The 20811-nt window shown below is 69.3% G+C and carries 17 protein-coding genes; 5 read left to right on the top strand and 12 right to left on the bottom strand.

What is annotated here, in order from left to right; translation table 11 throughout:
* Positions 1-56: 56 nt before the first annotated feature.
* The 5 genes from trpD to ACFU5F_RS35075 form a co-directional block, all read right to left on the bottom strand.
* Positions 57-1121 (bottom strand): anthranilate phosphoribosyltransferase, encoded by a 1065-nt coding sequence (gene trpD, locus ACFU5F_RS35055; protein WP_383896321.1) that lies wholly within the window; start codon positions 1119-1121, stop codon positions 57-59.
* A 134-nt stretch (positions 1122-1255) separates the two neighbouring features.
* A complete protein-coding gene (locus tag ACFU5F_RS35060; RefSeq protein ID WP_383896324.1) occupies positions 1256-2896 on the bottom strand; it encodes a cytochrome bc complex cytochrome b subunit in 1641 nt (546 codons plus the stop codon).
* Entirely contained in the window at positions 2893-3948 is a 1056-nt protein-coding gene (locus ACFU5F_RS35065; RefSeq protein ID WP_383896327.1) for a Rieske 2Fe-2S domain-containing protein, read from the bottom strand. Before ACFU5F_RS35065 ends, ACFU5F_RS35060 begins: the two co-directional genes overlap by 4 nt.
* Positions 3945-4754, bottom strand: a complete 810-nt coding sequence (locus ACFU5F_RS35070) for a c-type cytochrome (protein ID WP_383896330.1) — start codon at positions 4752-4754, stop codon at positions 3945-3947. The genes ACFU5F_RS35065 and ACFU5F_RS35070 overlap by 4 nt, the downstream gene beginning before the upstream one ends.
* 98 nt (positions 4755-4852) lie before the next feature.
* Positions 4853-5473 (bottom strand): heme-copper oxidase subunit III, encoded by a 621-nt coding sequence (locus ACFU5F_RS35075; protein WP_037727920.1) that lies wholly within the window; start codon positions 5471-5473, stop codon positions 4853-4855.
* Positions 5474-5618: 145 nt separating this feature from the next.
* Here ACFU5F_RS35075 and ACFU5F_RS35080 point away from each other — a divergent pair, with 145 nt between their 5' ends.
* Positions 5619-6020, top strand: coding sequence for a hypothetical protein (locus tag ACFU5F_RS35080; protein WP_383896334.1), 402 nt, complete (start codon positions 5619-5621; stop codon positions 6018-6020).
* Between the two features lie 25 nt (positions 6021-6045).
* Here ACFU5F_RS35080 and ACFU5F_RS35085 read toward each other — a convergent pair whose 3' ends face one another.
* The 4 genes from ACFU5F_RS35085 to coxB form a co-directional block, all read right to left on the bottom strand.
* Positions 6046-7293, bottom strand: a complete 1248-nt coding sequence (locus tag ACFU5F_RS35085; protein ID WP_383896337.1) for an Ig-like domain-containing protein — start codon at positions 7291-7293, stop codon at positions 6046-6048.
* A gap of 144 nt (positions 7294-7437) precedes the next feature.
* Positions 7438-7836, bottom strand: a complete 399-nt coding sequence (locus tag ACFU5F_RS35090; protein WP_059080735.1) for a cytochrome c oxidase subunit 4 — start codon at positions 7834-7836, stop codon at positions 7438-7440.
* Positions 7833-9572 (bottom strand): cytochrome c oxidase subunit I, encoded by a 1740-nt coding sequence (ctaD, locus tag ACFU5F_RS35095; RefSeq protein ID WP_383896340.1) that lies wholly within the window; start codon positions 9570-9572, stop codon positions 7833-7835. Before ctaD ends, ACFU5F_RS35090 begins: the two co-directional genes overlap by 4 nt.
* Entirely contained in the window at positions 9569-10528 is a 960-nt protein-coding gene (gene coxB, locus ACFU5F_RS35100) for a cytochrome c oxidase subunit II (protein ID WP_383896343.1), read from the bottom strand. The genes ctaD and coxB overlap by 4 nt, the downstream gene beginning before the upstream one ends.
* Positions 10529-10839: 311 nt before the next feature.
* Between coxB and ACFU5F_RS35105 the strand changes: the two genes are divergently transcribed.
* Positions 10840-12216 (top strand): cysteine desulfurase/sulfurtransferase TusA family protein, encoded by a 1377-nt coding sequence (locus tag ACFU5F_RS35105; RefSeq protein ID WP_383896346.1) that lies wholly within the window; start codon positions 10840-10842, stop codon positions 12214-12216.
* Between the two features lie 51 nt (positions 12217-12267).
* On the opposite strand, the gene ACFU5F_RS35110 is transcribed toward ACFU5F_RS35105, so the two are convergent.
* Complete coding sequence (locus ACFU5F_RS35110) at positions 12268-13242, bottom strand: carbohydrate kinase family protein (RefSeq protein ID WP_383896349.1); 975 nt, start codon at positions 13240-13242, stop codon at positions 12268-12270.
* A 136-nt stretch (positions 13243-13378) separates the two neighbouring features.
* Here ACFU5F_RS35110 and ACFU5F_RS35115 point away from each other — a divergent pair, with 136 nt between their 5' ends.
* On the top strand, positions 13379-13591 hold the full coding sequence (locus tag ACFU5F_RS35115) for a hypothetical protein (protein ID WP_383896351.1): 213 nt from the start codon (positions 13379-13381) through the stop codon (positions 13589-13591).
* Positions 13592-13675: 84 nt separating this feature from the next.
* On the top strand, positions 13676-15493 hold the full coding sequence (locus ACFU5F_RS35120; RefSeq protein ID WP_383896353.1) for a hypothetical protein: 1818 nt from the start codon (positions 13676-13678) through the stop codon (positions 15491-15493).
* A gap of 140 nt (positions 15494-15633) precedes the next feature.
* Here ACFU5F_RS35120 and ACFU5F_RS35125 read toward each other — a convergent pair whose 3' ends face one another.
* A complete protein-coding gene (locus ACFU5F_RS35125; RefSeq protein WP_005478347.1) occupies positions 15634-15990 on the bottom strand; it encodes an iron-sulfur cluster assembly accessory protein in 357 nt (118 codons plus the stop codon).
* Positions 15991-16342: 352 nt separating this feature from the next.
* On the opposite strand from ACFU5F_RS35125, the gene nadA reads away from it, so the two are divergent.
* The gene (gene nadA, locus ACFU5F_RS35130) at positions 16343-17527 is read left to right on the top strand and encodes a quinolinate synthase NadA (RefSeq protein ID WP_383896357.1); all 1185 of its coding nucleotides are present in this window, start codon (positions 16343-16345) and stop codon (positions 17525-17527) included.
* A 71-nt stretch (positions 17528-17598) separates the two neighbouring features.
* Here the strand turns inward: nadA and ACFU5F_RS35135 are convergent, their stop codons facing one another.
* The gene (locus ACFU5F_RS35135) at positions 17599-20727 is read right to left on the bottom strand and encodes an efflux RND transporter permease subunit (RefSeq protein ID WP_383896361.1); all 3129 of its coding nucleotides are present in this window, start codon (positions 20725-20727) and stop codon (positions 17599-17601) included.
* Positions 20728-20811 lie beyond the last annotated feature (84 nt).

Genomic DNA, 20811 nt, shown 5'->3' on the forward strand with positions numbered 1-20811 from the left:
TTTTTATAAGAGACAGGAACGGCGCGAGAAGCCCCCACCCACCCGCACCCGTCCGACTACCTGTTCGTGGCCGCGACCCACCGCTCGAGAACTCCCCGCGCCGCACCGGAGTCGATCGACTCCGCGGCCTTGGCCATCCCGCCCCGCAACTGCTCCGCCAGCGAGGCCGACGTCGGCTCCAACGCCACCAGCGCGGCCGCCGAGTTCAACAGCACCGCGTCCCGCACGGGCCCGGTCTCCCCGCCCAGCAGCCGCCGCGCGACATCCGCGTTGTACGAGGCGTCGGCCCCCCGCAGCGCCTCCACCGGCACCAGCTCCAGCCCGACGTCGCGCGGGTCGAACGACTCCTCGGTGACCTTGCCGTCCCGGACGACCCACACCCGTGAGGTCGCCGTGGTCGTCAGCTCGTCGAGTCCGTCATCGCCGCGGAAGACCAGCGAGGAGTTGCCGCGTCCGGCGAAGACACCGGCCATGATGGGCGCCATCCGGGGGTCGGCGACCCCGACCGCCTGGGCCCGTACCTTCGCCGGGTTCGCCAGCGGCCCCAGCGCGTTGAAGACCGTGCGGATGCCCAACTGCCCGCGCGCGGCGGCCACGTGACGCAGCGCGGGATGGAACTTCACCGCGAAGCAGAAGGTGATCCCGGCCTCCTCGGCGACCTCGGCCACCCGCTTCGGCGTCAGCTCCAGATTGACGCCCAGCTTCTCCAGGACGTCGGACGCCCCGGACGCCGAGGACGCGGCCCGGTTGCCGTGCTTGACGACCTTCGCGCCCGTGCCGGCGACGACGATCGAGGACATCGTGGAGATGTTGACCGTCTTGGCGCCGTCCCCGCCCGTACCGACGATGTCGACGGTCCGCCCGGCCACCTCGATCAGATTGGCGTGCTCGTACAGCGCGTCGACGAGACCGGTGATCTCGTCGACGGTCTCCCCCTTGGCCCGCAGCGCCACCACGAACCCGGCGATCTGCGCGTCCGTCGCCTCACCGCGCATGATCTGGTCCATCGCCCAGAAGGTGGCACCGGCGTCCTGGTCGTGTCCGGACAGCAGCGCGTTCAGGACCGCCGGCCAGGAACGGCCCGCCGCGGTGTCGCCTCCAGCGGGGGTCACAGCGCTCATAGCCGCTCCTGGGTGTCGTAGACGAGACGTGGAAGAAGGTGAACCCCACCCTATCCAGCCCCGGGCACGGCGAAGGGCCCCCGTCCGAAGATCGGACGGGGGCCCTTCGACCGTGGTGTGGCGAAGCGGGACGATCAGTGGTGGCCGTGGCCGCTCGTGATCTCCTTGTACTCCTCGACGGTGGGCTTGGCGATCTGGTTGTCCTCGCCGTAGTAGCCCTTGCTCAGCTTGACGCGGACCTTCTCCAGGCGCGACACCTTGCGGGCGACACCGTTCTCGTCGACCGCGGCACCGATCTCGGCCGGCGCGTACTGCTCGTGCGCCGTGAGCGTGTGCAGCTGCTCCTGGCTGAGCGGCTCGTGGACCTCGATGAACTCACCGTGCGGCAGGCGCTTGATGATGCCGGTCTCGCGACCGTGCAGGATCTTGTCCTTGTCCCGGCGCTGCAGGCCGAGGCAGATGCGCTTGGTGATGATGAACGCGACGACCGGGGCCACGAAGAACGCGATCCGCACGAACCAGGTGATCGCGTTGATCGACAGGTGGAAGTGGGTCGCCCAGAGGTCGTTTCCACCACCGATCAGCAGGACCATGTACCAGGTGATCCACGCGACGCCGAAGGCCGTACGGGTCGGAGCGTTGCGCGGGCGGTCCAGGATGTGGTGCTCGCGCTTGTCGCCGGTGACCCAGGACTCGATGAACGGGTAGACCGCGATCGCGACCAGGACCAGCGGGAAGATCACCAGCGGGATGAACACGCCCAGGACGAGCGTGTGACCCCAGAAGTTGATCTCCCAGCCCGGCATGACCCGGATCAGGCCCTCGGAGAAGCCCATGTACCAGTCGGGCTGGGCGCCGGTGGACACCTGGTCCGGACGGTACGGACCGATGCTCCAGATCGGGTTGATCGTGGCGATCGCCGAGATGACCGCGATGACACCGAAGACCAGGAAGAAGAAGCCCCCGGCCTTGGCCATGTAGACCGGCAGCAGCGGCATGCCGACGACGTTGTTGTTCGTCTTTCCGGGGCCCGCGAACTGCGTGTGCTTGTGGTAGAAGACCAGGATCAGGTGCGCCACCAGCAGGCCGAGCATGATGCCCGGCAGCAGCAGGATGTGGACCGAGTAGAAGCGGGCCACGAAGTCGCCGCCCGGGAACTCCCCGCCGAAGAGGAAGAACGACAGGTACGTGCCGACGATCGGCACGGACAGGACCGCGCCCTCCATGAAGCGGACACCGGTGCCGGAGAGCAGGTCGTCCGGGAGCGAGTAACCGGTGAAGCCGGTGAACATGCCGAGGACGAACAGCAGGAAGCCGAACAGCCAGTTGACCTCACGCGGCTTGCGGAACGCGCCCGTGAAGAACACGCGCATCATGTGCACGAACATGCCCGCGAGGAAGATCAGCGCCGCCCAGTGGTGGATCTGCCGGATCAGCAGACCACCGCGCACCTCGAAGGAGATGTGCATGGTCGAGTTGAACGCCTCGGACATCAGCTGACCCTGCAGCGGGACGTACGGGCCGTGGTACTCCACCTCGTTCATCGACGGGTGGAAGAACAGCGTCAGGTACACACCCGTGAGGATGATGATGATGAAGCTGTAGAGGCAGATCTCGCCCAGCATGAACGACCAGTGGTCGGGGAAGATCTTGCGCATGTTGGCCTTGGCCAGGGAGTAGATCCCGAGCCGGCCGTCGGCCCAGTCGGCGACGCGCTCGCCGGCCGGTGCCTTCCCGCGCTTGTCGCGCGCGTCGGTGGTGGTCGTAGTGCTCATCCGCGCTCCCAGAAGGAAGGACCGACGGGCTCTTCGAAGTCGCTGACCGCTTCGAGGTAGCCGTCTTCACCGACGGTGATCCTCAGCTGCGGCAGGGCGTGACCCGCGGGGCCGAAGATGACCCGGCCGCCGTCGGCGAGGTCGAAGGTGGACTGGTGGCAGGGACAGAGCGCGTGGTGCGTCTGCTGCTCGTACAGGGAGATCGGGCAACCGACGTGGGTGCAGATCTTCGAGTACGCGACGATGCCCTCGTGCGACCACTCCAGCTCGCGCTTGTCCTTGATGTCACCCGGCTGGATCCGGATGATCATCAGGGCGTCCTTGGCGATGTTCTTCTGGAAGTCGTGGTCGTGCTCGTCCAGGCCGTCCGGCATGGCGAAGGTCAGCGACCCGACCGCGACGTCCGAGGGACGCAGCGGCTCCATGGTGTTCATGTTGACGAGCTTCTTGCCCTTGGCCCAGGTGGTGTGCCGCAGCTTGGTGCCGGGCGCGGGACCGAGGTCGCCGAGCAGGAAGACACCGGACAGCGGGAACAGGGCCAGTGCGCCGAACATCGTGGTGCGGATCAGCTTGCGACGGCCGATCACCGACTCCTCGGCACCGGCCTTGAAGTCGGCCAGGACCTTGGCCTTGACCTCGGGCGGGGCCTCGATCGGGTGACGCTCGTCGGCGACCTCCACGTCCGACATCAGCGTGCGGGCCCAGTGGACCGCGCCGGCGCCGATGCAGAACAGCGACACGCCCAGCGTCATACCCAGCGCGAAGTTCAGCGCACTGATGTGACCGATCGGCCAGACGTAGATCGCCTTGTCGACGTCGATCACCAGGTACGAGGCGATGAAGGCGACGGTGGCCAGCATCGACACCGTGAACAGCAGGGCGACCGTGCGCTCGGACCGCTTCGCGGCCCGCTCGTCGATGTCCTGGACACGGTGCTCGTGGGGCGGGAGGCCGGGGTCCGCGAAGGGGTTCTCCTCGTCCGCGACCTGCACCGCGCCGTGCGCGTCCTGCTCGATGGGCAGGTTCTCTTCTGGAATCTCTTGGCTACTCATGACTTCTTGGCCTTTGCGGTCCGCGCGGCGACCCAGACGGCGACGGCGATCAGCGCGCCGAGCCCGAACACCCAGCCGAAGAGGCCTTCGCTGACCGGGCCGAGCCCGCCGAGGCTGAGGCCACCGGGCTCCACGGTTTCGTCGCTGTTGACCGCGTCGAGGTACGCGATGATGTCCTTCTTGTTCTCCTCCGTCAGCGTGCTGTCGGGGAAGGACGGCATGTTCTGCGGGCCGGTCTGCATGGCCTCGTAGATGTGCTTGTCGGAGACACCTTCAAGGCTCGGCGCGTACTTGCCCTCGGACAGCGCACCGCCCTTGCCGGTGAAGTTGTGGCACTGAGCACAGTTGGTACGGAACAGCTCGCCACCCTCGGCGATGTCCGCGCCCTCGGGGTCGTACTCGTTCTCGGTCGGGATCTCCGGACCGGCGCCCAGCGAGGCGATGTACGCCGCGAGCTGGTCGATCTCGGCCTGCGAGTAGACGACCGGCTTCTTCGGGACCTGCGCGCCCGGCTGCTGGGCCGGCATCCGGCCGGTGCCGACCTGGAAGTCGACGGCCGCCGCGCCCACACCCACCAGGGAGGGACCGTCGGAGGTGCCCTGACCGCCGGTGCCGTGGCAGCTGGCGCAGCCTACGGCGTAGAGCTTCTTGCCCTCCTCGATGGTGAGGGTCTGGGCGGTTTCATCGGCCTGCGCCTTGTCCGCGGGGGCGAAGGCGGTGTACAGCCCCGCGCAGGCCGCCAACGCGATGAATAGGACGACGACCGCCGCCAGCGGATGGCGTCGTCGTGCGGAGAGCTTTTTCACGGATTACCCCGGTGTCAGGATCTTCTGCGTCGGTGCTTCTGGAAGGGTCGTTCTCGGTTCGAGGCAGGCGTACGGTCCGCCCGGCCCGGCCGCCCGGTCTACTTGATCATGTAGATCGTGGCGAACAGGCCGATCCAGACGACATCGACGAAGTGCCAGTAGTAGGACACGACGATGGCCGCGGTCGCCTGCTCGTGGGTGAACCTCTTCGCCGCGTAGGTGCGTCCGAGGACCAGCAGGAAGGCGATGAGACCGCCCGTCACGTGCAGGCCGTGGAAGCCGGTGGTCAGGTAGAACACCGAGCCGTACGGGTCGGACGAGAGCGACAGGCCCTCGTGCTTGACCAGCTCGGTGTACTCGAACACCTGACCGCCGATGAAGATCGCACCCATCACGAACGTGACGATGAACCACATCCGGAGCTTCTTCACGTCCCCGCGCTCGGCGGCGAACACACCGAGCTGGCAGGTGAGGGAGGAGAGCACCAGGATCGTGGTGTTGGTCGCCGAGAACGGGAAGTTCAGGGTGCTGGCCTTCTCGTGCCAGAACTCCGGACCGGTCACCGATCGCAGGGTGAAGTACATCGCGAAGAGGGCCGCGAAGAACATCAACTCGGAACTCAACCAGATGATGGTTCCGACGCTGGTGAGGTTCGGCCGGTTGACCGACGGGTGCGCGTGCCCGGTTTCTACTGTCGTTGCTGTCGCCACGACCGACATTATGTCGGTCGCTTATCCCGCCCTCACCCCGGGGGGTGCCGTTCGGAGTGTTGCTCCCTTCCGTACCGGTGCTGACGTGGTGTTCGAGGGAGTAGCATCCGCGCATCGGGCCTGTCCTTAAAGACGCTGACGTCACGGAGGAACAATGCAGCCGACCGCCACGGTGCTGGTCTACAGCGACGACTCCAACACCCGGGAGCAGGTGCGGCTCGCGACCGGTCGCCGCCCCGCCCCGGACGTGCCGGCCGTGGAGTTCGTCGAGTGCGCGACACCCGCCGCCGTGATCAAGGAGCTGGACAGGGGCGGGATCGACGTCTGCGTCCTGGACGGCGAGGCCGTGCCCATGGGAGGCATGGGCGTGTGTCGGCAGATCAAGGACGAGATCTTCGAGTGCCCGCCCTCGCTGGTGCTGATCGGACGGCCGCAGGACGCGTGGCTGGCGACGTGGAGCAGGGCGGACGCGGCGGTGACGCTGCCGGTGGAGCCGGTGGAGTTCGCGTCGGCGCTGGCGTCGCTGCTCCGCGGGAAGCGGGCACTGAGCGCCTGACCGGCTACGGGGACCGGGCCCGCCGCTACACCGACTCCGGTCTCAGGCGGGCCTGCACCTGGGGGGCGGGCACCTCCTCGGTGCCGCCGACCAGGGCGCTGCCCTCGCGCCAGTTCTTCCAGTCGAGGTTCCAGTCGCCGTAGCCGTTGCCGAAGGGGGCCATGCTGTCGCCGGCCGAGTTGACGACCTCGACGATGTCGCCCTCGTTGATGGTGTCGTAGAACCACTGGGCGTTGCCCATGCTCATGCCGGTGCAGCCGTGGCTGACGTTGGCGTACCCCTGGGAGCCGGTCGACCAGGGGGCGGCGTGGACGTACTCGCCGCTGTTGGTGACCCTGACGGAGTGGTGCACGGTCAGGTCGTAGAAGTCCGACGCACCTATGCTGGCGCTGGTCATGCGAACGGTACCTTCCTTGGCCAGGACGACCTTGACGCCGTTGCGGGTGTCGTAGCCGGGCATGCCGGTGGTGACCGGTATCTGCTTGATGACCTCGTCGTTCTTGTAGACGGTCATCTGGTGCGAGGCGGCGTCCGTGACGGCGACTATCTTGGCGCCGGTGGTCAGCTCGATGGGGTCGGCCTTCCCGCCCCAGAGCCGGTCGCCGATCTTGAGGCCCTCCAGGTTGCTGTGCACCCGGATGGTGGCCTCGGCGGGCCAGTACTCCTTGGGGCGGAAGTGGAGCTTCTTGTCGTCCACCCAGTGCCAGGCGCCTTCCGCCGCGGGGGTGGAGTCCACCTTCAGGGCGCGTTCGACGACGGCCCTGGCGGCCCTGTCCTTCACCGGCCGGCTCAGTTCGGCGGTGACGGGCTGGCCCACGCCGTACCGGCCCTCCTCGGGCCCGAAGGTGACGTTCAGGCGCTTCTTGGTCAGGGGGCGGCCGGTGGCGAAGGCGACGGTCTCGCGGCCGGGGGCGCCGTCCTCGTCCTCGGTGCTCACCCGGACCGTGTAGCGGGCGTTGGCGGCGAGCGGTGAGGTGGAGTGCCAGCGGCCTCCGTCGTCGGAGAGTTCGCCCGCCACATAGCGTCCTGCGGCGTCCACGGCGGTGACGTCGGTGATGCGGCCACCGTCCTGCGCGGATATCTCCAGCGGCCTGTCGGGGTCGGCCTTCTCGCCCTGGCCGGTCGGGGTGTTGAAGGAGACCTGGTCGGCCGCGTCGTAGGGCGTGCCCGAGAGCGGGTGGCCACCGGAACCGCAGGCGGTGACGCCCGCTCCCAGGGAGACCACCAACAGGGTGCAGCCGGCGACCGTGCGGTTACGGGGTGATGTGCTCATGAGTTCACCGTAGGAACGCCCGTCAAGCGTGGCGCGCCGGGTGACCCGACCGAGCTACGTACGGCGTGGCAAAAGGGGGAAGCCCGGACCTCCTGTCGGAGTGTCCGGGCTTCCGTCCGCTCTGCGCGTGTTACGGGCGCGGTGTCACTGGTTCTGGTTCTCGCCGCGGTAGTACTCGAAGACCCAGCCCCAGAGACCGATCAGGATGATCGGCGTGGAGAAGTACAGCAGCCACCAGCCGAAGACGACGCCCATGAAGGCGAGCGCGCCACCGATGCCGAGGGCGAGGGGCTGCCAGCTGTGCGGGCTGAAGAACCCGATCTCACCGGCGTCGTCCGCGACGTCGGCCTCCTTGTCGTCCTGCGCGCCCACGTCGACCCGCCGGGCCGTGAAGGCCAGGTAGTAGCCGACCATGATGCACAGGCCGAAGGCCAGGAACAGCGCCGTGGTTCCGGCCGGCTCCTTCGACCACACGCCATAGACGATCGCCATGGCGAGGACGAAGACGCTCAGCCAGATGAACATCTTGCCTTGGACCTTCACTTGCCGGCCTCCTTGCCGCTGGCAGCGAGCTCGCCTGCCGCCGGGCCGCCGTGCGCGAGCTGTTCGAGCGCGGCGATCTCCGGGTGGTGCAGGTCGAACGCCGGGGATTCACTGCGGATCCGCGGCAGGGTGAGGAAGTTGTGCCGGGGCGGCGGGCAGGAGGTCGCCCACTCCAGCGAACGGCCGTAACCCCACGGGTCGTCGACCTCGATCTTCTTGCCGTACTTGGCCGTCTTCCACACGTTGTAGAGGAACGGCAGGATCGACAGACCGAGGACGAACGAGGCGATCGTGGAGATCGTGTTCAGCGCGGTGAACCCGTCGGCCGCGAGGTAGTCCGCGTAACGACGCGGCATGCCCTCCGCGCCCAGCCAGTGCTGGACGAGGAACGTGCCGTGGAAGCCGATGAACAGCGTCCAGAAGGTGATCTTGCCCAGGCGCTCGTCGAGCATCTTGCCCGTCATCTTCGGCCACCAGAAGTGGAAGCCGGAGAACATCGCGAAGACGACCGTGCCGAACACCACGTAGTGGAAGTGCGCCACCACGAAGTACGAGTCCGAGACGTGGAAGTCCATCGGCGGCGAGGCCAGGATGACACCGGTCAGACCACCGAAGGTGAAGGTGATCAGGAAGCCGGTGGCCCAGAGCATCGGTGTCTCGAAGGACAACGAACCCTTCCACATCGTTCCGATCCAGTTGAAGAACTTCACGCCTGTGGGGACGGCGATGAGGAACGTCATGAAGGAGAAGAACGGCAGGAGTACGCCACCGGTGACGTACATGTGGTGCGCCCACACCGTGACGGAGAGGCCGGCGATCGCGATGGTCGCCCCGATCAGGCCCATGTAGCCGAACATCGGCTTACGGGAGAAGACCGGGATGACCTCGGAGATGATGCCGAAGAACGGCAGGGCGATGATGTACACCTCTGGATGGCCGAAGAACCAGAAGAGGTGCTGCCACAGCAGGGCGCCGCCGTTGGCCGCGTCGAAGACCTGCGCGCCGAACTTGCGGTCCGCCTCCAGGGCGAACAGCGCGGCCGCGAGGACCGGGAAGGCGAGCAGGACCAGGACACCGGTCAGCAGCACGTTCCACACGAAGATCGGCATGCGGAACATGGTCATGCCGGGCGCGCGCATGCAGATGATCGTGGTGATGAAGTTGACCGAACCGAGAATCGTGCCGAAGCCGGAGAAGGCCAGACCCATGATCCACATGTCGGCGCCGATACCCGGGCTGCGGACCGCGTCCGACAGGGGGCTGTAGGCGAACCAGCCGAAGTCGGCCGCGCCCTGCGGGGTGAGGAAGCCACCGACCGCGATGAGCGAGCCGAAGAGGTACAGCCAGTACGCGAACATGTTCAGCCGCGGGAACGCCACGTCGGGCGCGCCGATCTGCAGCGGCATGATCCAGTTGGCGAACCCGGCGAACAGCGGCGTCGCGAACATCAGCAGCATGATCGTGCCGTGCATCGTGAACGCCTGGTTGAACTGCTCGTTCGACATGATCTGCGTGCCCGGGCGGGCGAGCTCGGCGCGCATGAAGAGCGCCATGACGCCGCCGATGCAGAAGAACGCGAACGACGTGACCAGGTACAGCGTGCCGATCGTCTTGTGGTCGGTGGTCGTCAGCCACTTGACGATGACCTCGCCGCGCCGCTGGCGGCGCACCGGCAGCTCGTCCTCGTAGTGGGAACCCGCTGTCTCGGCACCCTGAGGTTCGTTGAGGATGCTCACAGTACGTTCGTCTCCCGGTTCTTCTCGTGCTTCGTCTGCTCGATGCCGGCCGGGACGTAACCGGTCTGCCCCTTCTCCACGAGCGACTTGAGGTGTTCCTCGTAGCGCTCCTGGGAGACGACCTTCACGTTGAAGAGCATCCGCGAGTGGTCCACGCCGCAGAGTTCGGCGCACTTGCCCAGGAAGGTGCCCTCCTGGTTGGGGGTCACCTGGAAGGCGTTGGTGTGGCCCGGGATCACGTCCTGCTTCATGAGGAACGGCACCACCCAGAAGGAGTGGATGACGTCACGCGAGGTCAGGACGAAGCGGACCGTCTTGCCCTCCGGGAGCCACAGGGTCGGGCCCGGGTTGCCGGTCTGCGGGTTCTTGTCGCCGGGAGTGCCGCAGGTGTAGACGCCGCCGGCGTTCGCCGGGAAGTCCTCCTTGTACCGGTTCGGGATCGCGGCCAGGTTCTTGTCGGTGGCCGCGTCGCCGGTGGAGCCGTCGACGTTCTCGATGTAGTTGAAGCACCAGCTCCACTGGAAGCCCACCACGTTGACCGTGAGGTCGGGCTTCTTGGACATGTCGAGCAGCTTCGACTCGTCACGGGCGGTGAAGTAGAACAGCACCGAGACGATGATCAGCGGAACGACCGTGTACAGCGCCTCGATGGGCATGTTGTACCGGGTCTGTGGGGGAACTTCGACCTTGGTGCGGCTGCGCCGGTGGAAGAAAGCACTCCACAGGATCAGGCCCCACACCAGCACGCCCGTGGCGAGCGCGGCCGCCCACGACCCCTGCCACAGGGAGAGGATCCGCGGAGCCTCTTCCGTGGTCGGGGTGGGCATACCCAGGCGGGGGAAGTCCTCCCATGTGCAACCGGTGGCGGTCGCAAGGACCAGGCCTGCGGTCATTGCCTGCAGCAGCTTCCGCCGCATCGGGCGCCGCGGCGAGCGGTCGGAGCCGTTGGGACTCACGTAGCGCCTTCCCGAGAGTCTCGCCCGCGCGGTGTGGCTGCGGCCTTCTCGCTGGTCGGTCGCCGCCCTGCGACGGGCAGGGGTTTGGATGTTTATGCGGACCAAACCCTACTGGACGCGTTTTGGGGCTGCGCGGGGAGGGGGTGCCAACTCGCCGGGGGTCACTTGTAGCGCTTAGTCGGGCCGGGCAGGTGCGCCTCATAGCTCGGTAGTTCGGGTGATTTGGCGGGTGCGGGTGCGTTGTGGTCGTTCGCGCAGTTCCCCGCGCCCTTGCGGGGCGTTGTCCGCTGCCCTGCTTATAGCGTGGGGCCGTGGGCTACTTCGACTCTGCTTCCTCCGCTCCCCTTCATCCCGTCGCCCGGCAGGCGCTGGTGGCTTCGCTGGACGAGGGGTGGGCCGATCCGGCGCGGCTGTACCGGGAGGGGCGGCGGGCCCGGCTGTTGCTCGACGCCGCCCGGGAGGCCGCCGCCGAGGCCGTGGGGTGCCGCCCCGACGAGCTGGTCTTCACCTCGTCGGGGACCCGGGCGGTGCACACGGGGATCACCGGGGTGCTGGCCGGGCGGCGGCGGGTGGGGCGCCACCTGATCGTGTCGTCCGTCGAACACTCTTCGGTGCTGCACGCGGCCCAGGCGCACGAGGCAGACGGCGGAACGGTCACCCGGGTGGCGGTGGCCCGCACGGGTTCGGTCGCCGTCGCCTCCTACGCCGAGGCCCTGCGCCCCGACACGGCGCTGGCGTGTCTGCAGTCGGCCAACCACGAGGTGGGGACCGAGCAGCCGGTGGCCGAGGTGGCGGCGGTGTGCCGGGCGGCGGGCGTGCCGCTGCTGGTGGACGCGGCGCAGTCGCTCGGGTGGGGGCGGGTGGACGGCGACTGGTCGGCGCTGACGGCCAGTGCGCACAAATGGGGCGGCCCGTCCGGGGTCGGCCTCCTCGTGGTCCGCAAAGGGGTGCGGTTCGCGGCGCAAGGGCCCGCCGACGAGCGGGAGTCGGGGCGGGCCCCCGGCTTCGAGAACATCCCGGCGGTCGTGGCGGCCGCCGCCTCGCTGCGGGCCGTCCGGGCTGAGGCGGACGCGGAGGCGGTACGGCTGCGGGAGTTGACGGAGCGGATCAGGGCGCGGGTGCCGTCGCTGGTGCCCGATGTGGAGGTGGTGGGCGACCCGGAGCGCCGACTGCCCGGGGTGGTCACCTTCTCCTGTCTCTATGTCGACGGGGAGACACTGCTCCACGAGCTGGACCGAGAGGGTTTCTCCGTCTCCTCGGGGTCCTCCTGCACGAGCAGCACGCTGACACCCAGCCATGTGCTGCGGGCCATGGGGGTGCTGAGCGAGGGGAACGTGCGGGTGTCACTGCCGGCGGGGGCGGCGGCCGAGGACGTCGAGCGGTTCCTGGCGGTGCTGCCGGGGGCCGTCGCGACGGTCCGGGAGAAGCTGGGGGCGCCGGCCCCCGCGACCGTGGTGCACGAGGACGTCCTGGTGGTGGACGCCCTCGGCAAGCGGTGCCCGATCCCCGTCATCGAGCTGGCCAAGGTGATCGGGGACGTCCCGGTCGGCGGCACCGTCCGTGTCCTCTCCGACGACGAGGCGGCCCGGCTGGACATCCCGGCGTGGTGCGAGATGCGGGGCCAGGAGTACGTGGGAGAGGAGCCGACGGAGCGGGGTTCGGCGTATGTGGTGCGCCGGGTGAGCTAGCGGCCGGCCCGTGCCCCTCGGAAGCCAGGGGCACGGGCCGCCCGGGCCGATCTAGTTCAGGTGCTTCTTGACCTCGGCCGCGGCCTCGTCCCCGTACGCCTTCTCGAACCGGTCCATGAAGTGGCCCCGGCGCAGCGCGTACTCCTGCGTTCCCACCGTCTCGATCACGAGGGTGGCGAGCATGCAGCCGACCTGTGCCGCCCGCTCCAGCGAGACCCCCCAGGCCAGGCCGGAGAGGAAACCCGCGCGGAACGCGTCGCCGACGCCCGTGGGGTCGGCCTTGCGCTCCTCCTCCGCGCAGCCGACCTCGATCGGGTCGTGACCGGCGCGCTCGATGCGGACGCCCCGCGCGCCGAGGGTGGTCACCCGGTGGCCGACCCTGGCGAGGATCTCCGCGTCCGACCAGCCGGTCTTGGACTCGATGAGGCCCTTCTCGTACTCGTTGGAGAAGAGGTACGTGGCGCCGTCCAGCAGTATCCGGATCTCTTCGCCGCCCATGCGGGCGATCTGCTGGGAGAAGTCCGCGGCGAACGGGATGTTCCGGGAGCGGCACTCCTCGGTGTGCCGGAGCATCGCCTCCGGGTCGTCCGCACCGATGAGGACGAGGTCGAGGCCGCCCACGCGGTCGGCGACGGTCTTCAGCTCGATGAGGCGGGCCTCGCTCATCGCGCCGGTGTAGAAGGAGCCGATCTGGTTGTGGTCGGCGTCCGTGGTGCACACGAAGCGGGCCGTGTGCAGCGTCTCGGAGATGCGTACGGAGGCGGTGTCCACCCCGTGCCGGTCGAGCCACGCGCGGTACTCGTCGAAGTCGGAGCCCGCGGCGCCGACCAGGATCGGACGCGTGCCGAGCTGTCCCATGCCGAACGCGATGTTCGCGCCGACACCGCCCCGGCGCACGTCGAGCTGGTCGACGAGGAAGGAGAGGGAGACCGTGTGCAGCTGGTCCGCGACGAGTTGGTCGGCGAAGCGGCCCGGGAAGGTCATCAGATGGTCGGTGGCGATGGAGCCGGAGACTGCGATACGCACGGCGAGGACACACTCCTGCGAAGGGAGAGGGGGATTGACAGTTCACGCTACCGGGTCGGTCACCCGCTCTGAAGCAGGCAAAACTACCCGATAGTAGGTCTTTCTTCGCAGGGTTCGCGGTGCGTACGGTGCCCGTATGACGAACACCAAGATCCACGGCTCCGTCCCGTTCGACCCGGACGGCGGCAGCCTCGCGGCGCTGCGCGGCGACTGTGCCCGGATGGCTCCGCACTGGGCGGCCCCCGCGAAGGTCATTACGGCTCCCGTCCCCCCTTCGCTCATTCACGGGGTCACGGTGCCGGCGACGTCCGCGCGACTGGTGGACGCGATGCCGGAGTACGGCTACTGAGGGAACCGACCGCTCCTCCACCGCGTCCCATCGCTGTCCCCCGAAGAGGGGATGCGGTGTACGACCTGCCGAAGGAGCGATGCGGTGAACTCCGAGCGACCCGACAACCCCGAGAACCCGGACGAGGGCCCCGAGCCCGACACCGCCGAGGAGATCGGGGCTGCCGGGGATGACGGCACCGGGACGGACGGGACGGATGACGTCACCGGGACGGACGAGGCCGATGAGGCCGGCCGGACCGACCAGACGGACCAGGCCGACCAGGCCGACCAGGCCGACCAGGCCGGTGAGCCCGCGGCAGGGGCTGCGGGTGCGGGTGCCTCTCCGGTGTCGGCCGACGCTGCGGCTCCGGCGGGTGACGTGGACGACCGTGACGGCGGTGACGACGCCGAGGTCGTCACCGGCGGCGGTGCCGGCCGGCCGGGCCGCCGGCGCTCCCGGGTGGTCGTCGCGTCCGTGGCCGCCGCGGTGCTGCTGGTCGGCGGTGGTGGGGCGCTCCTCGCCACCGGCGCCTCGGACGGGCCCGGGGGCGACGGCAAGGGCTCCGGCACTCCGGGCGGTGACGGCACTCCCCCGCCCCTCGCGCTCGACGGATACACCGACACCGGCGGCGGTTCGAACGGCATCGCGCCCGGTGAACCGAACCCCGCCGGGGTGACCTATCGCGCGGGCGCCGAGCTGCCCGAGGGCCCCGGCTCGGCTGCGGTGTACGCGCTGAAGGGCGCGGTGACGGCCGCGGAGGTCGCGCGGCTCGCGGAGGCGCTCGGGGTCGAGGGCAGACCCACCGCCGAGGGCGAGGCCTGGCGGGTGGGTACGGCAGGGGACGGTTCGGAGCCGGTGCTGCGGGTGAGCCGGCAGGCACCGGGGGCATGGACGTTCGACCGTCACACGCCGGGCACCGACAACTGCCGGAAGGCCGACGTCTGCGCGTCCGACGGATCGGCCGGGGCCGGCGACCCGGTGAGCGAGGCGGTGGCCAGGAAGGCCGCGATGCCCGTCCTCAAGGCCGTCGGCCAGGACGACGCCAAGCTCGACGCCACCCAGCTCATGGGCGCCGTACGGGTGGTGAACGCCGACCCCGAGGTGGGCGGGCTGCCCACGTACGGCTGGGCGACCGGCATCCGGATCGGCGCCGACGGTCAGGTGCTCGGCGGCAGCGGCAACCTGAAGTCGCCGGTGAAGGGCGACACGTATCCCGTCGTGGACGCGGACCGGGCGCTGAAGCTGCTGAACGATTCCGGGCAGGGCGTCGGCACCGAGCGTGGCGGCATCGGCGGCTGCACCGGCCCCGTCCCGCTGGAGGGGGAGAGCGAGGCCGCCGTCGGGGGCGGGACGGTCACGCCGGGCGGGACACCGTGCGAGCGGGTGACCACGGCGCCCGAGCCGGAGAGGGTCCCCGTCGAGAAGGCGGTGTTCGGGCTCGCCTCGCACCAGGTGGACGGGCGCCCGGCGCTGGTGCCGTCCTGGCTGTTCGAGGTACGGCCGGCCGGGGCCGGGGACACCTACACGGTGACCCATCCGGCCGTCGACCCCGCGTACCTGGCCGCTCCCGAGCCGCGCTCGGAACCGACCGAGAAGCCCGGCAAGCCGGGTGACCCGCCGTCCACCGGTCCGTCCTCGCGCGATGTGCGGCTCCAGGGCTACACGCTGAACGACGACGGGGACGAGCTGACCGTGACCTTCTGGGGAGGGGTGTGCAGCGACTACTCGGCCTCGGTGCGCGAGGAGTCGGACGAGGTGACGGTCACCGTGACCGACACCCCTCAGGAGGGCAGGGCCTGCATCCTGATCGCCAAGGCGATCGAGCGGACGGTACGGCTGGACGAGCCGCTCGACGGCCGGCGGGTGGTCGGATCGGACGGCGAGGAGATCCCGGAGGCCGGGCCGCTCGGCCCCCGGTAGGCCCCCGGTAGGCCCCCGGACCGGACGGTGTCAGAGAGCCGCCGCGGACGCACGAAGGCGGCGCCCCCCGCAGGGGACGCCGCCTTCGTCGTACCTGATCGTCACCGTACGCGTGGTGCTGCCGCGCGCGGGCGGGGACCCTAGCTGAAGGAGTCGCCGCAGGCGCAGGAGCCCGTCGCGTTCGGGTTGTCGATGGTGAAGCCCTGCTTCTCGATGGTGTCGACGAAGTCGATGGTGGCGCCGCCCAGGTACGGGGCGCTCATGCGGTCGGTGATGACCTTCACACCGTCGAAGTCCTTGACGACGTCACCGTCGAGCGAGCGCTCGTCGAAGAAGAGCTGGTACCGCAGGCCGGAGCAGCCGCCGGGCTGAACGGCGACGCGCAGCGCCAGGTCGTCACGGCCTTCCTGGTCGAGCAGGGCCTTGACCTTGGCCGCGGCGGCGTCGGTCACGATGATGCCGTCGGTGACGGTGCCGGTCTCGTCCGATACGGACATCTACATCTCTCCCGGGTTGTACGGAGACTGCTTGCCGACGGGTGCAACCGCCGGAGCCCCGGATTCATTCCGGGTCGCGCGGATTCGCCACGCTTCTGTCTTCATGCTCGCACATGGCCCGGGACAGGGGCACGGGGTCGCCGGGGGCTGTGGACAACGCCACGCACCCGGGCCAGGCCGGGGCGTCGCGACGCGGGCCGCCGGGATTCATGTCACATGGACGCTATGGGCATCGTCAAACTGACGTGAAGCGGTTATGATAGATAGCGTCAAATCGACGAAAAGGATCGCCCGGAAGTCCCGCCGACCCTCCCCCGGGGCGGCGAGCCGCAGAACAGAAAGGGTGCGTGCCGTGACCACCGCCCAGACCCAGGAGCTCGACGTACAGCCGACGCCCCTCGCCCTGCTGCTGCTCGGCCGCGAGGCCGACCCGCGGAGCGAGCGGGGTGTCGAGTGCCCGGGCGACCTCCCCTCCCCGTCCGACCCCGACCTGGTGGAGCGCGCCCGCGCGGCCAAGGAGAAGCTCGGGAACAAGGTCTTCGTGCTGGGCCACCACTACCAGCGCGACGAGGTCATCCAGTTCGCGGACGTCACCGGCGACTCCTTCAAGCTCGCGCGGGACGCGGCGGCCCGGCCCGAGGCCGAGTACATCGTGTTCTGTGGTGTGCACTTCATGGCCGAGTCGGCGGACATCCTCACCGGCGACGACCAGAAGGTCGTCCTGCCGGACCTGGCCGCCGGGTGCTCCATGGCCGACATGGCCACCGCCGAGCAGGTCGCCGAGTGCTGGGACGTGCTGACCGAGGCGGGTGTGGCCGAGCAGGTCGTGCCCGTGTCGTACATGAACTCCTCCGCCGACATCAAGGCCTTCACCGGCAAGCACGGCGGCACGATCTGCACCTCGTCGAACGCGAAGCGGGCCCTGGACTGGGCCTTCGAGCAGGGTGAGAAGGTCCTGTTCCTGCCGGACCAGCACCTGGGCCGCAACACCGCCGTGCGGGACATGGGCATGTCGCTCGACGACTGCGTCCTCTACAACCCGCACAAGCCGAACGGCGGCCTGACCGTCGAGCAGCTGCGGGCCGCGAAGATGATCCTGTGGCGGGGGCACTGCTCGGTGCACGGCCGCTTCAGCCTGCAGTCCGTGAACGACGTACGGGAGCGGATCCCGGGCGTCAACGTGCTGGTCCACCCCGAGTGCAAGCACGAGGTCGTGGCGGCGGCGGACTACGTCGGGTCGACCGAGTACATCATCAAGGCGCTGGAGGCCGCGCCGGCCGGTTCCAAGTGGGCCATAGGCACCGAGCTGAACCTCGTCCGGCGGCTGGCGAACCGTTTCGCGCCGGAGGGCAAGGAGATCGTCTTCCTGGACCGCACGGTCTGCTTCTGCTCCACCATGAACCGCATCGACCTCCCCCACCTCGTGTGGACCCTGGAGTCCCTCGCCGAGGGCACCCTCGTCAACCGCATCGAGGTCGACAAGGAGACCGAGGCGTTCGCCAAGCTGGCGCTGGAGCGGATGCTGGCGCTTCCGTAGGGGCCTGACCGGCAGAAGCCGAAAAGCCGGGGCGACGCCCCGGCTTTTCGTCGTTCCGTGTCCGCCCCGCGTCAGACCCCCGCGGGCTCCGGCGACTGAGCGTCCGACTCCGGCGTGGCCGGCTCGGACGGGGTGCCGGCCCGCTTCAGGGCCTTCTTCTTCGCCCGGCGCTCCTTGCGGATCTCGACCATCGTGTAGAGGGTCGGGACCAGCAGGAGCGTCAGCAGCGTCGAGGTGATCAGACCGCCGATGACGACCACGGCCAGGGGCTGGGCGATGAAACCGCCCTCACCCGTGATGCCGAGGGCCATGGGCAGCAGCGCGAAGATCGTCGCCAGTGCCGTCATCAGGATCGGGCGGAGGCGGTGGCGGCCGCCCTCGATGACCGCCTCGACGGTGCCGTAACCCTGACGGCGGTACTGGTTGATCAGGTCGATCAGCACGATCGCGTTGGTCACCACGATGCCGATCAGCATCAGCATGCCGATCATCGCGGGGACACCCATGGGCGTGCCGGTGACGATCAGCAGACCGATGGCGCCGGTGGCCGCGAACGGGATGGAGACCAGCAGGATCAGCGGCTGGACCAGGGACCGGAAGGTCGCCACCAGCAGCATGAAGACGATCGCGATGGCCGCGAGCATCGCGAGGCCGAGGGAGGCGAAGGCCTCGTCCTGGTCCTCGGAGACACCGCCGATGGCGGCGGTGGCACCCTCGGGCAGCTTGAGCGCGTTCAGCTTGGCGGTGAGGTCGGCGCTGACCGCGCCGGTGTTGTCGCCCTTGGGCTTCGCCGTGATCGTCGCGGCCCGCTGGCCGTCGATCCGGGTCATCGCGACCGGGCCGTCCACCAGCGCGACGTCCGCGATGTCGCCGAGCTTCACCGCGCCCAGCCGCAGGTCCCGCAGCTCCTGGAGGGTCTCGGCGGGCTTCGCGGACCTGATGACGATGTCCCGCTCGGTGTCGTCGAGGACGGCCCGGCCGCTCGTCGTGCCGCGCACCGCCTGGGAGACGGCCGCGCCGAGGGTCTGCTCGTCGAAGCCTGCCGCGGCCGCCCTGTCGGTGGCCTTCACCGAGATCCGGGGCACGCTCTGGGAGAGGTCGCTGGTGACGTCCGTGACGTTGTCCATCGTCGAGACGGCGTCCCGGACCTGCCCGGCGGCCTTGCGCAGGACGCCGGCGTCGGCGGCCTTGACGACCACGCTCAGGTCCTGGCTGCCGAAGGCGTCGCCGACGGCGACGGTCGTCGTACCGACCCCGGAGAGGCCGCCGAGGCCCTTCTCGATGGTGTCCTGGACGTCCGAGGCCGTGGCCGAGTCGTCCAGCATGACGCTGTACGAGGCCTGGTTGGTGTCGGTGCCACCGCCGAACGCGGCCATGAAGCCGGAGGAGCCGATGGTGACCTGGTAGTCCTTGACGCCCTCGGTGCCGGCGAGCAGCTTCTCGACCTTCTTGGTCTGTTCGTCGGTCGCCGCGAGGCTGGTGCCGGGCTTCAGCTCCTGCTTGAGGCTGAGGACCTCCTGGTCGCCCGGGTCGAAGAAGTTCGTCTTCAGCAGCGGGGCCATGCCGAACGTGCCGATCAGCACGACGCCCGCGATGGCCACACTGGTCAGCCGGCGGCGGGTGGCGAAGCGCAGGACGGGGACGTAGAAGCGCTGGAGGCGGCTCCTCGCCTCCTTCTCCTCGGCCTTGCGGCGTGCCTCGTCGGCGTCCTCGGGCGTGCCCTTCGGGGCGCGCAGGAACCAGTACGAGAGCACCGGGACCACGGTCAGGGAGACCACGAGGGAGGCCAGCAGGGCCGCCGTCACGGTCAACGAGAAGCTGCCGAACAGCTCGCCGACCATGCCGCCGGTGAGGCCGATCGGCAGGAAGACCGCGACGGTGGTCAGGGTGGAGGAGGTGACCGCGCCGGCGACCTCGCGGACCGCCTTGAGGATGGCCTCCTCGCGCTCCTCGCCGTAGCCGAGGTGCCGCTTGATGTTCTCCAGCACCACGATCGAGTCGTCGACGACCCGGCCGATGGCGATGGTCAGCGCGCCGAGGGTGAGCATGTTGAGGGAGAGGTCGCGGGTCCACAGGACGATCAGCGCCAGGACCACCGACAGCGGGATCGAGACCGCCGTGACGAGGGTCGAGCGGATCGACGCCAGGAAGACCAGGATGACCAGGACCGCGAAGAGGAGACCGAGGGCGCCCTCGGTGGTGAGACCGTCGATGGACTTGGAGACCGCCGGGCCCTGGTCGCTGACCACGGTGACGGTGGCGTCGGAGCCCAGGTCCCGGCGCATGTCGGACAGCTTGTCCTCGACGGCCTCGGAGATGGCGACCGCGCTGCCGTTCCGGTCCATGGTGACCATGACCGCGAGGCTCGGCTCCCCGTTCGTACGGGTGAGGGAGTCGGCCTTCGCCTGCTCCTCCTTGACCGCCGCGACGTCGGCGAGGCGTACGGGCTTCTTGGCGCCCTCGGCGCGCACCCTCAGGTTCTCGATCTGCTCCAGCGAGGTGTAGCCGCCGCCGACCTGGACGGTGCGGTTGGCGCCGTCCTCGTCGAAGGAGCCCGCGGGAACGGTGACACCACCGGCCTGGAGGGCCTGTGAGAGGGCCATCGTGGTCAGGCCCGCCTTCGCCAGCTTCTCCTCGTCGGGAGTGACCGTGACCTGGAGGTCCCGCACGCCGTCGACGGTGACCTGGCCGACGCCGTCGATGTCCTTCAGCGTGGGCACGACGGTCCGGTCGAGCCGGTCGGCGAGGGCCTGCTGGTCCTCGTCGGAGGAGACGGCGAGGACGACGGTCGGCATGTCGTCCGTGGAGCCCGCGATCACCTGCGGGTCCACATCGTCCGGGAGCTGTGCCCGCACCCGGTTGACGGCCTGCTGGACGTCGGCGACGAGCTGCTCGTTGCCGGGCCCGTAGTCGAAGGACGCCATGATCAGGGCGTTGCCCTCACTGGCGGTGGAGGTGACGCCCGTGATGCCGTCGACGGCTTCGAGGCTGTCCTCGATCGGCTCCACGACCTGCTTCTCGACCACGTCCGGGGACGCGCCCTGGTAGGGCGCCAGGACGGACACCACGGGCAGTTCGATGGTGGGCAGCAGCTGTTGCTTGAGCTGGGGTATCGCGATCGCCCCGAAGACGAGGGCGATGATCGACATCAGACCGACGAGGGCCCGTTGTGCGAGGCTGAACCGGGACAGCCAGGACATGGGTCAGGGTCTCTCTTCTGTGGCGTGAGCGGGGGACGAACGCCCGTGCCACATGCGGCTGCTATCCCCCATGTGTCGCTCGTG

The sequence above is a fragment of the Streptomyces sp. NPDC057438 genome, from assembly GCF_042802995.1.
GTDB lineage: Bacteria > Actinomycetota > Actinomycetes > Streptomycetales > Streptomycetaceae > Streptomyces.

Bases quoted from the DNA above. Each gene is read 5' to 3' on its own strand.
- ACFU5F_RS35115 (WP_383896351.1), top strand. From the start codon at position 13,379: ATGACGAACACCAAGATCCACGGCTCCGTCCCGTTCGACCCGGACGGC.
- ACFU5F_RS35085 (WP_383896337.1), bottom strand. From the start codon at position 7,293: ATGAGCACATCACCCCGTAACCGCACGGTCGCCGGCTGCACCCTGTTG.
- trpD (WP_383896321.1), bottom strand. From the start codon at position 1,121: ATGAGCGCTGTGACCCCCGCTGGAGGCGACACCGCGGCGGGCCGTTCC.
- ACFU5F_RS35125 (WP_005478347.1), bottom strand. From the start codon at position 15,990: ATGTCCGTATCGGACGAGACCGGCACCGTCACCGACGGCATCATCGTG.
- ACFU5F_RS35075 (WP_037727920.1), bottom strand. From the start codon at position 5,473: ATGTCGGTCGTGGCGACAGCAACGACAGTAGAAACCGGGCACGCGCAC.
- ACFU5F_RS35065 (WP_383896327.1), bottom strand. From the start codon at position 3,948: ATGAGTAGCCAAGAGATTCCAGAAGAGAACCTGCCCATCGAGCAGGAC.
- ACFU5F_RS35135 (WP_383896361.1), bottom strand. From the start codon at position 20,727: ATGTCCTGGCTGTCCCGGTTCAGCCTCGCACAACGGGCCCTCGTCGGT.
- ACFU5F_RS35060 (WP_383896324.1), bottom strand. From the start codon at position 2,896: ATGAGCACTACGACCACCACCGACGCGCGCGACAAGCGCGGGAAGGCA.
- ACFU5F_RS35080 (WP_383896334.1), top strand. From the start codon at position 5,619: ATGCAGCCGACCGCCACGGTGCTGGTCTACAGCGACGACTCCAACACC.